This is a genomic window from Roseibium salinum (assembly GCF_026240905.1).
Classification (GTDB): domain Bacteria; phylum Pseudomonadota; class Alphaproteobacteria; order Rhizobiales; family Stappiaceae; genus Roseibium; species Roseibium salinum.
The window spans coordinates 2,560,427-2,574,146 of the sequence record NZ_JAPEVI010000003.1 but is presented as its reverse complement, the minus strand read 5'-3'; the positions used below and the strand labels follow the sequence as shown (position 1 = coordinate 2,574,146).

The 13,720-nt window shown below is 64.0% G+C and carries 12 protein-coding genes; 10 read left to right on the top strand and 2 right to left on the bottom strand.

Annotated elements, in window-relative coordinates; genetic code table 11:
* Window positions 1-15 precede the first annotated feature (15 nt).
* Window positions 16-321 carry a DUF2934 domain-containing protein gene (locus tag ON753_RS16475; RefSeq protein WP_265963701.1) on the bottom strand — a complete coding sequence of 102 codons (306 nt, stop codon included), beginning with the start codon at window positions 319-321 and terminating at the stop codon, window positions 16-18.
* Between the two features lie 124 nt (window positions 322-445).
* Here ON753_RS16475 and ON753_RS16470 point away from each other — a divergent pair, with 124 nt between their 5' ends.
* The 10 genes from ON753_RS16470 (at window position 446) to ON753_RS16425 (ending at window position 11,610) form a co-directional block, all read left to right on the top strand.
* Complete coding sequence (locus ON753_RS16470) at window positions 446-598, top strand: hypothetical protein (protein ID WP_265963700.1); 153 nt, start codon at window positions 446-448, stop codon at window positions 596-598.
* A gap of 15 nt (window positions 599-613) precedes the next feature.
* Window positions 614-1,270: a hypothetical protein gene (locus ON753_RS16465; protein WP_265963699.1), complete on the top strand. Its 657-nt coding sequence runs from the start codon at window positions 614-616 to the stop codon at window positions 1,268-1,270.
* A 183-nt stretch (window positions 1,271-1,453) separates the two neighbouring features.
* Window positions 1,454-3,394 carry an aconitate hydratase gene (locus ON753_RS16460; protein WP_265963698.1) on the top strand — a complete coding sequence of 647 codons (1,941 nt, stop codon included), beginning with the start codon at window positions 1,454-1,456 and terminating at the stop codon, window positions 3,392-3,394.
* Complete coding sequence (locus tag ON753_RS16455) at window positions 3,394-5,169, top strand: NAD-dependent epimerase/dehydratase family protein (RefSeq protein ID WP_265963697.1); 1,776 nt, start codon at window positions 3,394-3,396, stop codon at window positions 5,167-5,169. Before ON753_RS16460 ends, ON753_RS16455 begins: the two co-directional genes overlap by 1 nt.
* Window positions 5,142-5,891 carry a vitamin K epoxide reductase family protein gene (locus ON753_RS16450; protein WP_265963696.1) on the top strand — a complete coding sequence of 250 codons (750 nt, stop codon included), beginning with the start codon at window positions 5,142-5,144 and terminating at the stop codon, window positions 5,889-5,891. Before ON753_RS16455 ends, ON753_RS16450 begins: the two co-directional genes overlap by 28 nt.
* A 34-nt stretch (window positions 5,892-5,925) precedes the next feature.
* The gene (locus tag ON753_RS16445) at window positions 5,926-6,960 is read left to right on the top strand and encodes a sodium:calcium antiporter (protein ID WP_265963695.1); all 1,035 of its coding nucleotides are present in this window, start codon (window positions 5,926-5,928) and stop codon (window positions 6,958-6,960) included.
* A gap of 74 nt (window positions 6,961-7,034) precedes the next feature.
* Window positions 7,035-8,132: a pyruvate dehydrogenase (acetyl-transferring) E1 component subunit alpha gene (pdhA, locus tag ON753_RS16440; RefSeq protein WP_265963694.1), complete on the top strand. Its 1,098-nt coding sequence runs from the start codon at window positions 7,035-7,037 to the stop codon at window positions 8,130-8,132.
* Window positions 8,125-9,105, top strand: a complete 981-nt coding sequence (locus ON753_RS16435) for an alpha-ketoacid dehydrogenase subunit beta (RefSeq protein ID WP_265963693.1) — start codon at window positions 8,125-8,127, stop codon at window positions 9,103-9,105. Before pdhA ends, ON753_RS16435 begins: the two co-directional genes overlap by 8 nt.
* Window positions 9,106-9,127: 22 nt before the next feature.
* Window positions 9,128-10,597: a dihydrolipoamide acetyltransferase family protein gene (locus tag ON753_RS16430; RefSeq protein WP_265963692.1), complete on the top strand. Its 1,470-nt coding sequence runs from the start codon at window positions 9,128-9,130 to the stop codon at window positions 10,595-10,597.
* A gap of 92 nt (window positions 10,598-10,689) precedes the next feature.
* Window positions 10,690-11,610 carry a DMT family transporter gene (locus ON753_RS16425; RefSeq protein WP_265963691.1) on the top strand — a complete coding sequence of 307 codons (921 nt, stop codon included), beginning with the start codon at window positions 10,690-10,692 and terminating at the stop codon, window positions 11,608-11,610.
* 66 nt (window positions 11,611-11,676) lie between these two features.
* Here the strand turns inward: ON753_RS16425 and ON753_RS16420 are convergent, their stop codons facing one another.
* The gene (locus tag ON753_RS16420) at window positions 11,677-13,707 is read right to left on the bottom strand and encodes a CocE/NonD family hydrolase (protein WP_265963690.1); all 2,031 of its coding nucleotides are present in this window, start codon (window positions 13,705-13,707) and stop codon (window positions 11,677-11,679) included.
* Window positions 13,708-13,720: the final 13 nt, after the last annotated feature.

Sequence of the window (13,720 nt, the reverse complement as noted above, 5' to 3'; positions counted from 1 at the left end):
CGTGAGGGAATATGGTTATGTTCCATCATCATTCCGCTGCCGTGGCCATTTGGGCTCTGCCGTCGTCTCGCCCTGGTCCGTGAGGGTGGGAAATTCTCCCTGGTTCTCCAGGGCTATGCCGGACTCGGCCCCGTCGGTGTCGGCGGTGGCTTCCTTGACCGGCCGGGTGGCGAATTTCGGATCCTCCTCAAGTGCGATCAACTGGCGTGCCTCTTCCCGGAACTCGTCCATTTGCCCTTTCGGCTTTCCCGCAGCTTCCCACAAATGCCGTGCGCGCTCTTCGATGCGCCGGTCCAGTTCCCTGTCTTCCGCGTCGGACATGTTTCGGCTCCTTTTCAGTTATGGGCCTAACTGCCGAGTTGCCGGTCGGTTCCCTGGAACTCAAGTTGGAACTCAAGACGTTGTGATGGGTTGGTCAGGGGAACAATCCGTAAAGGAGGCCCTTATGCCACCGCGCAAGGAACCGCCCGAGCATTCGGCGCAGGATGTGAGCCAGGGCGAGATCATTCTCAAGAGACGCTGGCAACGAACGGTGTTTGTCGCCGGACTTGTCGGTATCGTCCTGCTGGTGCTGTTCCTGGCCGTGGCCGGACTATAGACAGGAAAGTCGACAATGCCCGAGCATGATCCCCAAAGCCTCGCCAAGTCGGTTCTGCGCCGCTATCCGCACAGCTTTGCCGACGAGTTGCATATGGACCTGAGCAGCAATACGCCGTCGCCGCTTTACCAGTGGCTGATCGCCTCGCTGCTGTTCAGCACCCGCATCGCCGCGCCGCAGGCTGCGAAGGCCGCCGAGGCCTTGTTTGCCGAAGGCTGGCGCACGCCGGAAAAGATGGCGGCAACGACATGGGAAGAGCGGGTCAAGGTCCTCAACCGCTCCGGCTATGCCCGCTATGACGAAAGCACCGCCCGCTACATCGCTGACACGACGCAATTGCTCCTGGATGAATACAAGGGCGACCTGCGCCGGCTGCGGGATGACGCCGACAAGGATCCGGCACGCGAGCGCACGCTGCTCAAGGAGTTCAAGGGCATCGGCGACGTCGGCGTCGACATCTTCTTCCGCGAAGTGCAACTGGCCTGGGACGAGCTCTATCCCTTCGCCGACCGGAAGGCGCTCGACACGGCACGCGATCTCGGCCTCGGCGACGACGCCGAAGCACTGGCGCGCCTGGTCGGCAAAAAGCGGGATCTGCCCCGCCTGCTCTCGGGTCTTGTGCATGTGTCGCTCGCCAAGGAGGCCGACGAGATACGCGCCGAGGCCGGCTGACTAGCGGAACATATCGCCCTGGCTGACGTTTATCGGACGGGGTCGCATTCGGCCGCGCAGATTACCGCGCATTCAGATTGAACCCGCTGGATGCTGATAAGTTGATGAATTTCAAGGCACTGGAGCAGCCCGGCCCGGCCGGACGCACAGTGCTCCAGCCAGATTTTCGCTGTGGGGAAGGCAATGGGAAAACCAGTCGCGCACAAACTGCTAGAGACGCATCTGGTCGACGGCCAGATGGAGCCGGGCGCCGAAATCGCGCTCCGCATGGACCAGGCGCTGCTGCAGGATGCAACCGGCACACTGGTCATGCTGACCCTTGAGGCGCTGGAGCTTGAACGCGCCGCGACCGAGGTCGCCGTGCAATATGTCGATCACAATCTGCTGCAGGAAGACAGCCGCAACCCGGAGGACCATCTTTTCCTTGAAAGCGCGGCACGCCGCTTCGGGCTGTGGTTCAGTCCACCCGGCAACGGCGTCAGCCACCCGCTGCACATGGCGCGCTTCGGCGTACCGGGCAAGTCGCTGATCGGTTCGGACAGCCACACCCCGGCTTCGGGCGCGCTCGGCATGCTGGCCTTCGGCGCCGGCGGGGTCGACGTCGCCATGGCCATTGCCGGCGAACCCTACACCATCACGATGCCGGAGATCTGGGGCGTTCATCTGACGGGCAGCCTGCCCGAAGGTGTCAGCGCCAAGGACATCATCCTGGAAATGCTGCGCCGGCACGGCGTGTCCGGCGGCCTCAAGCGCATTATCGAATACACCGGGCCGGGTCTCGACAACCTGACGGCCATGGACCGCCATGTCATCGCCAATATGGGGACGGAACTGGGGGCGACGACAACAGTGTTTCCGTCCGACGAGACAGTGAAGGCCTTCATGGTCGCGCATGGCCGTGAAGACGAGTGGGTGGAGCTCCTGCCGGACGAGGAGCCCGACTACGACCTGGAAGAAGAGATCGATCTCTCCGGGCTCGAACCGCTGATTGCCAAGCCGTCCAGTCCGGAAAATGTCGTGCCGGTGCGCGAACTTGCCTCTGAGCCGATCTATCAGGCCTACATCGGGTCGTCGGCCAATCCGGGTTATCGCGACTTTGCCGTTGCAGCCAGGATCGTCGCGGGAGAACGCATCCCGCCCGGCGTGTCGCTGGACATCAATCCCACCAGCCGAGTGGTCTTGAGCGAACTGTCGCGCAATGGCCATCTGGTCAACCTGCTGGCGGCCGGGGCGCGGCTTCACCAGGCCGGCTGCAACGGCTGCATCGGCATGGGCCAGGCCCCGGCCACGGGACGGATCAGCCTGCGGACCGTGCCGCGCAATTTCCCCGGACGGTCCGGCACAGTGGAAGATGCGGTCTATCTGTGCAGCCCGGAAACCGCCGCCGCCTCCGCCCTTGCGGGACGGATCACGGATCCCCGCACGCTCGGCGCCCGGGCCGCGCGTACCGGCATCGAGGATGGCCTGATGGCCGAGCCCGGCATGTTCGCCGCGCCGCCGCCGCCGGAAGACGCCGCGCAGGTGGAACTCGTGAAGGGCTCCAACATCGCCTCCCTGCCGTCCTTCTCCGCCCTGCCGGACGAGCTGGAACTCCCGGTGCTTCTAGTGGCGCCCGACGATATCTCGACGGATGAGATCATGCCCGCGGGCGCCGAGGTTCTGCCATTCCGCAGCAATATTCCCAGGATCGCCCGGTTCGTCTTCCGCGACGTCGATCCCGACTATCCCGAACGGGCGGACGCCGTTTTCCACGAGGGCGGGCACGCGGTCGTCGGCGGCGAAAACTACGGCCAGGGGTCGAGCCGCGAACATGCCGCGCTGGCCCCGCGATCGCTCGGCCTGCGTGCCGTGATCGCCCGGTCCTTTGCCAGGATCCACCGTCAGAACCTGATCAATTACGGAGTCCTGCCGCTGACATTGCCGGACGGGCAGGAGGCACCGTCGGAAGGACAGATCCTTCGCTTCGCCGGCCTCAGAAACGCGGTCACTGACGGGACCACCGTGCGCGCCTCGATCAAGGATGGGCCCGATATCGAACTGACACTTGAAGCCACGCGCCGCGAGCGGGACATGCTGCTCAAGGGCGGCGTGATCAACCGGTACCGCGACCAAAGGGCCGCCTGATGGCCAAAAAGACCACAAAGACCCCGAAAACAAAGCCGGCGGCCAAGCCGGTTGTCCTCATCACAGGAGCGGCGGGCGATATCGGTTCGGCGCTGATATCCGCCCTTTCGCCGAATTACACGCTGGCCGGGCTCGATCTTGAGGGAAAGAAGGCCGACTGCGAACTGTTCGGGCTCGACCTGTCCTCCGAGGATTCGGTGAAACTGGCTCTGCGCCGCTTTCGCGACAAATACGGCGGCAGGATCGCCTCTGTGATCCACCTGGCAGCCTATTTCGACTTCACCGGAAAGGACCACCCGTTATACGAAAAGGTCAATATCGAGGGCACGCGCAATCTGCTGCGCGGCTTGCAGGATTTCGAGGTCGAGCAGCTCGTCTATTCCGGCACCATGCTGGTCCACCGGGCAGGCAGTCCGGGAGAGCCTGTTGACGAACGCACTCCCGTCGAGCCGAACTGGGCCTACCCGCAGTCCAAGGCCCGGGCGGAGGAGGTGATACGCGAGGAGCACGGAGAAATCCCCTATGTGCTTCTGCACCTTGCCGGTCTCTACGACGAACGCACCGCGGTGCCGACACTGTCGGAGCAGATCAGGCGCATCTATGAACGTGATCCCAAGGCGCATGCCTATTCGGGGTCAACCGAGACCGGCCAGTCCTTCATTCACAAGGATGACATGGTCGATGCCTTCGTCAGAGCCGTCGACCGGCGCGCGAAGCTGCCCGCCGAGACGACCATCCTGGTCGGCGAGCCCGAGGCGGCCTCCTATCAGGCGCTGCAGGAAAAGATCGCCGATTTGATCCACGGTGAAGAGGACTGGCGCACCTACAAGATCCCCAAAACGCTCGCCGGGGCCGGTGCCTGGCTTGAGGCCAAGAGCGAGCCGATCATTCCCGACGATTTCGACCAGGGCGAAAAACCGTTCATCCGCCCGTTCATGGTGGAGATTGCCGACGATCACTATGAACTCGACATCTCCCGGGCGCGCGAGCTTCTGGGATGGGAACCGAAGCATTTCATCCTGGATACGATCCCGGACATGATCGCGAACCTCAAGGCGGATCCGCTTGGCTGGTACGAGGCCAACGGCATCACGCCTCCGCCCTGGCTGGAGACGGCCGGTGAACGGAGCGAGCGGCCGGACAAACTGCGTGCCGATGCCGAGGCAGCCTATCGCGACGCCCATGAGCGCTTCCGATGGGCCGCTTTCCTCAACATGGGCCTGGGCGCCTGGCTCATTACCAGCCCGCCGATGCTCGGTTATGAATCCCCCTGGATGTTCTGGAGCGACGGCATTTCCGGCGCCCTTGTGATTGCGCTCGCCTTCGTCTCGCTGTCCTGGCGCTTCGGGCTGATCCGCTGGCCGCTTGCGGCCGTCGGTGCCTGGGTCATGACGGCGCCGCTCGTCTTCTGGGCACCGACGGCGGCCGCCTATCTGAACGGCACGCTGGTCGGTGCGCTGATCTTCGGCTTTGCGGTGCTGACGCGGCCTCCGGCGGGCGTGAGCATTCCCGCCGCGACCACCGGGCCGACCATCCCGCCCGGCTGGGACTATTCGCCGTCGAGCTGGTTCCAGCGCTTGCCGATCATCATCCTGGCCGTCCTGGGGCTGTACGTGTCGCGCTACATGGCCGCCTATCAGCTCGGCCACATCGACGGCGTCTGGGAGCCTTTTTCGCAGGCGCCGCGGGCGATCCGAAGAACGGCACCGAGGAAATCATCACGTCCAGCGTCTCCGAGGCCTGGCCCGTGCCGGATGCCGGCCTGGGCGCGTTGACATACATGCTGGAGATCCTCACGGGGATCGTCGGTTCCTCGCGCCGCTGGCGCACCATGCCATGGCTGGTGGTCATCTTCGGGATCATGATCGTACCGCTCGGCGTGGTCTCCATCACCTTTATCGTCATCCAGCCGATCGTGCTCGGCACGTGGTGCACGCTGTGCCTGATCGCGGCTGCCGCAATGGTGATCCAGATACCGTATTCGGTCGACGAACTGATTGCCACCGGCCAGTTCCTGGCCCGCAGGCGCCGCGCCGGCCGGCCGATCCTGCGCGTCTTCCTGAGCGGCGACACGGACGAAGGTGACAGCCGCGAGGGCGAAGACAGCTTCGAGCAATCGCCGCTCGCCGTTATCCGGGAAATGCTCGCCGGTGGCATCGGCGTCACCTGGACGCTGGCGCTCTCCGCGCTGATCGGCGTGTGGCTCATGTTCACGCGGCTGACACTCGGCGCGAGCGGCGTAATGGCCGACGCGGACCATCTCATCGGGTCGCTGGTGATCACCGTGAGCGTGGCCGCCATGGCCGAGGCGGCGCGTGCCTTGCGGTTCCTCAATGCCCTGTTCGGGCTCGCCCTCATCATCATACCCTTCGTGGCCAGTGCGAGCGCATTGCAGACGGCGGTAGGCAGCCTCGCCGGGTTTGCCCTGATAGCGCTCTGCGTACCGCGCGGTCCTATCCGCAACCGCTATGGAAGCTGGAGCCGCGTCGTCGTGTGATGCCACGCAACAGCACGGACCATGAGAGTGATACATGCTAGCGTTCACCGGTTTCCCGATCTGGGTGAATATTGTCGCCTTCGCGATTTCGGCAGGCGCGGTCTGGGTGGCCGGAACACGGCTTTCCTATTACGCCGATGCGATAGCGCGCCATACCGGGATCGGCCACGCCGCCCTCGGCGTTCTCCTGCTCGGCGGCATCACGTCGCTGCCGGAAATCGCCGTGACCGGCGCCGCCACCATCGGCGGCAACGCCCATCTGGCGGTCAACAATCTGCTCGGTGGCTTTGCCATGCAGGTCGTGGTACTGGCCGTGGCGGATCTGGCCATCAGGCGCAATGCGCTCACCTTCGCGGTACCCGATCCGATCGTGTTGCTGCAGGGCACGCTGGGTATTCTGCTGCTTTCGCTCGTCTGCGCCGGCATCATCGTCGGGGATGTCGAATTCCTTGGGGCGGGCGCCTGGACCTGGGGCGTCTTCGCCCTCTTCCTGGTGTCGATCCGGCTTGTGGCGCACTCGGAGGGTCGTCCGTCCTGGCAGATTGTCGGCCAGCCCCCGGGGCCGGAAATCGGCCAGACCGAAGCGCAGGTCGAACACTCCTTGCGCTACGCGGTAACCGGAACGGTCATCGCGGGCCTCGTCATCCTTTTCTTCGGTGCCGTGCTGTCGCAAAGCGGCGAGGCGCTGGCCGAGCAGACCGGACTGGGGTCGAGCTTTTTCGGCGCCGTATTCGTCGCGATTTCTACTTCCTTGCCCGAAGTCAGCACGGTTCTGGCCGCCATACGACTGCGCCGCTACGTGATGGCGGTTTCGGACATTTTCGGCACGAACCTGTTCGACGTTGCCATCATCTTCCTGGTGGACGTTCTCTATTTCGAGGGCGCGGTCCTCAACGAAGTCGGCAACTTCTCGGTCCTGGCCGGGTTGCTCGGTATCCTGGTCACGGGCCTCTATGTCGTCGGGCTGATCGAGCGCAGAAACCCGACGATCCTTGGTGTCGGTGTGGATTCCATTCTCGTGACCGTCACGTATCTCGGCGGGATCGGAATTCTCTACACCATGCGCTGAAGGTTGAAAAACCAACCCCCCGCCGGGTGTGGAACGAACGCCGCCTGCGGGCATTAACAAGTCAGGAGGACGCGATGCCGCTGACCGAGACGGGACCGGATTCGAAAATCGAATACCTGTCGATCCTGAACGAGGATGGCGAGCTGGACAAAGAGCTGGCCCCGCAATTCACAGACGACCTCTTGTTGAAAGGCTACCGGACGATGCTGTTGGCGCGCCGTTTCGACGAACGGCGGCTGAAATTGCAGCGCTCCGGCCGGATCGGCACGTTCGCCCCGGTCAACGGCCAGGAAGCCGCGCAGGTCGGCACCATATCAGCGCTCAGGGAAGACGACTGGTTCGTCCCGTCCTATCGTGAGACCGCAGCCAATTTCTGGCGCGGCACCAACCCGGCGGACATGCTCGTGTTCGATGCGGGTTACAACGAAGGCATCGTTATTCCGGAAGGAGCGCGCAACCTGCCCAATTCCGTTCCGGTCGGCACCCAGATGCTGCAGGCCGCGGGCATCGCATACGCGGCGCGCCTGGAAGGCACCGGCGAAGTGGCCATGACCTATTTCGGCGACGGCGCCACCTCGCAGGGCGACTTTCACGAGGCGCTGAATTTCGCCTCGGTCTTCGATTGTCCCGTGGTCTTCGTCTGCCAGAACAATCAGTATGCGATTTCAGTACCGCGCGCGCGCCAGACGCGCTCGCAGACGCTTGCCCAGAAGGCGCTGGCCTACGGGATGGACGGCATCCAGGTCGACGGCAACGACATCTTCGCCTGTTTCGCAGCAGCGGATGACGCGGTGCGGCGGGCGAGGGAGACCTTCCGTCCGACCCTCATCGAATGCGTCACCTACCGGCTGGAAATGCACACGACGGCGGACGATCCAAGTCGCTACCGCGATGAGGAAGAAGTCGAAAAATGGGAAAAGCGGGATCCGATCGAGCGGTTCGGCAGCTTGCTGCGGGAGCGCGGCCTTCTGGACGACGGCAGCCTTGAGGATATGGAAGCAAAGATTGCCGAGACAATCGACGCGGCATGGGACGAGGCCGAGAAGCGTATCGAAAAGGCCGAGGGGGTAAGCGCCATATTCGACCATATTCTTGAACAGGAAACGCACGAGCAAGTCCGCCAGAAGCAGCAGATGAGCGACGGTCTCGGAGGTGTATCCGGTTATGGCTGAACTGACGATGGTCGAAGCAATCAACCTCGCCCTGCGCCAGGAGATGGAGCAGGACGAGAAAGTCGTGATCCTCGGCGAGGATGTCGGCTGGGACGGCGGCATTTTCCGTGTCACGGAAGGGTTGGTCGAGCAATTCGGCGAAGACCGGGTCATTGATACGCCGCTTGCCGAAAGCGGCATTCTGGGCTTTTCCATCGGCATGGCGATCCACGGCATGAAACCGGTGCCGGAAATGCAGTTCTCAGGCTTTTCCTATCTCGGTTTTCACCAGATCGAATCCCATGCCTCCAGGTTGCGCTGGCGCTCGCAAGGGCGGTTCACCGTCCCCATGACGGTGCGCATGCCTTATGGCGGCGGAGTGCGCGCGCTGGAACACCATTCCGAAAGCCGCGAAGTCTTCTATGCGCACATGCCCGGCCTCAAGTTTGTCGTGCCCTCCGGGCCGCGCAACGCGCGTGCCTTGCTGGTCGCGGCAATCCGTGATCCCGATCCGGTGGTTTTCTTCGAACCGAAGAAAAGCTACCGCGCCTTCCGCGAGGAAGTTCCGGACGAAGACGAGCCGGCGGAAATCGGTCCGGCCTCCATCGTGAGGCCCGGCGACGGGCTGACGATGGTTGCCTGGGGCTCGATGCTGCCGGCCACGCTGGAAGCCGCCGAGCGGATCGCCGAGGAAGAGGGTGCCGAACCGGAGGTCATCGACGTCACGACCCTGGCGCCGCTCGACTACGGGACCGTCGCCGGCTCCGTGAAGAAGACCGGCCGCTGCGTCGTCGTGCAGGAAGCGCCGCTGACCTATGGCCCGGCCGGCGAGATCGCGGCGCGCCTCCAGGAAGAGGCGTTCCTGCGGCTGAAGGCTCCGGTGGCAAGGGTCGCCGGTCCCGATGTCCACATGCCCTATTTCGCGCGCGAGAAGTCCTATCTGCCGGGTGCGGAGCGGATCATCCAGGCGTCGCGCGCCGCACTGCACTACTGATCGACCGCGGGGAGATGACGCAATGGCCTACGAATTCCGCCTACAGGATCCCGGCGAAGGCATTCACGAAGCAGAAATCATCGAACTCAAGGTTTCCAAAGGATCGCATGTCAAGGAAGGCGACGATGTGCTCGTGGCCGAAACCGACAAGGCGGCCGTCGATATCCCGACGCCGGTCTCAGGTGAGGTCATCGAAATCAGGGTTTCGGAGGGCGATATCGTTGAGGTCGGCGATGTGCTGATGGTGATCGAGGAAGAGGGAGCCGAAGCGGCGGAAGACGACGAGAAGGCCTCTGAAACACAGGACGGCGACGAAAAGGAGCAGGACCGGGAGCGGGACGAGGCCCGGGACGAGGCCCGGGACGAGGAAGAAGATCAGGACGAGAAAGAAGATCACGGGGACAAGGCGCAGGATGAGGGCCGGGACCGGCAGACAACCGGCAAGTCCAAGGCCGCCGAAGCGGAACCCGAAGCCGGCCGGAATAAGCGGAAAAGCGAGCCTAAAGATGCGCAGGAGAAAGAAACGGACGCCGGCGCTTCGGAGGAAGAGAAGGACGAAGACCGTGGCAAGGCCGAGGCCGGCAGCGAGAAGACGCAACGACCCGAGGACGGCGACGTTCAGGCGACGCCCGCGGTGCGCGGCCTTGCGCGCGAGCTGGGGGTGAAACTCGATGAGGTGACTGGAAGCGGCGAGGACGGGCGTATCCTGGAAGAGGATGTGCGCAAAGCCGCTGAAGGTGCGCAGTCGCGGGAAGGGAAGCAGGCTCCCGCAGAGGACGGGGTTTCCGAGCGCGTAAAGCTGCGCTCGCTTCGTCGCAGCACCGCGCGGCGCATGACGAAGGCGTGGCGCGAGATCCCGCATGTCACCCATCACGACGCCATCGACATTACCGAAATCGAGCGTATGCGCCGCAAGCATGCCGCCGACGCCGAGGAGAGCGGCATCAAGCTCACGCTGACGCCATTCCTCATGAAGGCGCTGGCCGGTGCGCTGGTCGAGCACCCGCGCTTCAACGCGCGTTTCGACGCCGAAAACCAGGAGATCGAACTTGTGCGCGCCGTCAATGTCGGCGTCGCGCTCGATACCGACCGCGGCCTGATCGTTCCTGTCCTGCGCGACGTCCGGCGCAAGACGCTGCTGGATCTGGCGGAGGAACTGACCGGTATCTCGCGGCAACTGGGCGAAGACCGCGCGAGCCCGGAAATGCTGAAGGGCGGCACGATCACGCTGACCAATGTCGGCAGCATTGGCGGCACCGGCTTTACACCGATCATCAATCCGCCCCAGGTGGCCATATTCGGGGCCGGGCGCGCCGAACTGCGCCAGGTTCTGGAAGGCGATATCGACCGGGCCACAGCGGTGACGAGGCTCATTCTGCCGGTCTGCATCGCTTTCGATCATCGCGTCAATGACGGCGCGGATGCCGCCCGCTTCATGAACAGCGTGAAGCTGCTGATGTCCGATCCGCAACAGTTCATGTTGCGGAGCTGAGATGATCTTGGCCGGTGAACCTGAACCCGCCGCGGCATCTCCAACCATTCGCCAGGCACTGCGATTGCCGCAACAGCATGTGGAAACCGGACATGGCCCGCTCTGACAAACTGCTCAGCGTCTTTTTCCTGTTTGCCGGCATGGCGATCTTCGGCAGCGCCACGCCGGTGAGCAAGCTGGTCGGGGAATCGTTTCCGATATTCGTCGCGTCCTTCTTCCGCGTGCTGTTGGGCGCGATCGTGCTTTTGCCGTTCGTCTACCGCGATCTTGTCGAGGAGTTCCGCGGCATCGGTGCGTGGGACTGGCTTTATATCGGTCTGATATCGCTTTTCGGCATGGTCGGTTTCACGGCTTTCCTCATCTTCGGCATGCGTTTCATTTCCGGTGTCGCGGGCAGCCTGATCATGAGCTTCACCCCGGCGCTTACCGCCGGCGCCGCCTATCTCTTCATGCAGGCGCCGCTCGGGTGGCGCCGTCTGACGGCGATCGCGTTGGGCGTTGCCGGTATAATCGTCCTGAGCCTGTTCAAGGGCAAATTCGGCGGTGAAGGGTCCGGCGCCGCTTTCTATCTCGGGGTGGTTCTGGTGCTGCTCGCGATCTGCTGCGAGGCTTCCTATACGCTGCTCGGCAAGAAGGTGACCCGGGATCTTCCGCCCGTCCTGACCAGCTTCCTGGCCTGTGCGCTTTCCATACCGCTGTTTCTGGTCCTGGCCGCGACACAGCTCTCCGGCTTCTCCTTAGCCGGACCGTCGCCCGGATCCTGGATCGCGCTGATCTGGTGGGGCGTCGGAACGCTCGGGGCCGGCTCGGCCTTGTGGTATTCGGGCGTTGCCCGGGCAGAAGGGACAACCGCCGCGGGCTTCATGTCGGTGATGCCGGTGACCGCCCTGCTGCTGTCCTATTTCCTTCTCGGCGAACAGTTCCATCCGGTTCATCTGGTGGGCATCGGGCTGGTGCTCGGGTCCGTCGTCATCATGAGCCTGGTTCACATGACCGGCAGTGATGACGAGTAGATGCCGTCATGTGCCGGAGAGCGCAGAGCGCCCTTCCGTCCCTCGAAAGCGAAGGCCCGGCCCCGCTCAGACCAGATCCCGGGGAATGGTTTCGTTCCAGCTCAGGCAACGGATCCGGGCGCCGTCTTCATAGGCGTCGAGTTCGGCCGTGACATAGAAATTCTCGCGGTCGGAGGTGAGGCGGGTCCGGGTCCGGGTTTCGATATGCCAGTCCTCCCGGCTGAGCGTGCGGACCCATTCGGTCTCGCCCGTCGACGAGGTGAAGTCCCCCGTCGCCACGCCATATTTCTCGATCCCGCATGCCCCCACCATCAGGTCGATATCGTTCAGCCGGAAGATGCCGCGATCGTCCGTCACCTTCAGCTCGGTCCACTGGTTGCCGAGATCCTGGCGGATCAGCCATTCGTGGGTCGGAGCCTCGATGACCGACAGCGTCGGACCGCGCGCCTGCACCGGTTCGCCGAACCCGGTGACGGCCTCGTCCTCGACCCGCTCGCGAACAGGCAGGGTGAGTGAGCTTTTCTCTGTGCGGATCGTCAGCTTGACCGGCTCCGGCGGCGTCCAGGCGAGCGGCCAGTAGACGGTGGAGATCGACAGCCGCACCCGGTGTCCGCGCGGCACGCGCTGCGCGATGTAGCAGAGCGGTACGCGCACCCTGTAGAACCGGCCGGGCTCCAGTTTCTCCGGATGCTGGCGGCTGTCGCGGTGGGTGAGGTTGAGCATGCCGTAGCTGATGCGGGTCACCTGGTGGTCGGGCCGCATGTCTGAGAGCCGCACCGCGACCAGCGCCACCGGCTGGTCGGCGGCCAGTTCGAGCTCGACATCGGGGCGGCCCAGCAGGTCAAGATCCTCCTCCAGCGGTTCGCTCTGGAATATCAGGCCGCCGCCGTCGTCCAGCCGCTGGTCGCCGGAAAGATCGGGGCCATTCGCGTAGGAACACCACTTGCCCGAATGCAGCCCGAGCGTGGCGGGAGACTGCACGTCCAGTTCGACCTGTTCTTCTTCTCCGGCCGGATACCGGTCTTCAGGCCGCAATGTTCGAGGCCCCGCAATGTAGCGGCGGTTGGAGACGCGCGGCGAGGGCCACTCGGCTTCGCTCGCCCAATGGCCGGGCCGGTAGTCGTAATCCGGGTTCGGCGGAACGCTGTCCTGCATCCAGGCGCAGATCATCGGGTCGTTCTCGATACCGGTTTCCTTGCCCTTCAGCCAGCGGTCCCACCAGCGCAGCAGTTCGGACAGGAAGTCTATGGCCGGGCCCGGCCGGCCGAAATGCGGATAGATGTGTCCCCAGGGGCCGACAAGCCCCTTGCGGGGCACATCAAGGTTCTCCATCAGCCGGAACACCGAATTGGTGTAGCCGTCGGCCCAGCCGCTGACCGCATAGACCGGGATCTTGATTGCCGAATAATCCTCGCAGACCGAGCCGTGCCGCCAGTAGGCGTCGCGCCGCTGGTGCTGCAGCCATGTCTTCAGCCACAGGCCGCTGTGGTCGAGACGCTCCAGCCACATGTCGCGCCAGCGGTCGCCGACAAGAGCCGGATCCGGAGGCATCGTGTTGTAGGAGAACATCACGGAAGACCAGCTCAGATTGTCGCCCAGAAGCGTGCCGCCCATGTGGTGGATGTCATCGGAATACCGGTCGTCGCTGGAGGCGATGGTGACGATGGCCTTCAGGGGCTCCGGCTGCATCGCTGCGATCTGCAGCGCATTGAAGCCGCCCCAGGAAATGCCCATCATGCCGATATTGCCGTCGCACCAGTCCTGTTCGGCAATCCAGTGGAGCGCGGCCACGCCGTCGTCCAGCTCGGACTGAAGATACTCATCGCTCAGCACGCCCTCGCTTTCGCCGCTGCCCCGGATGTCGAGCCGGATACAGGCATAGCCGTGGCCGGCGAGGTATTTGTGCGTGTGCTCGTCCCGCACAGAGGTTCCGAACCGCTTGCGATAGGGGATGTATTCCAGGATGGCCGGGACCGGCTGCTCGCTGGAGCCCTCCGGCCGCCAGATCCGCGCCGCGAGCCGCAGCCCGTCGGTTGCGGGAATGAATACGTTCTCCTCTTCGAGGATTTTGTACGGAAACTCCTCGACGGTCTTCATGTCGCCTCCTTTG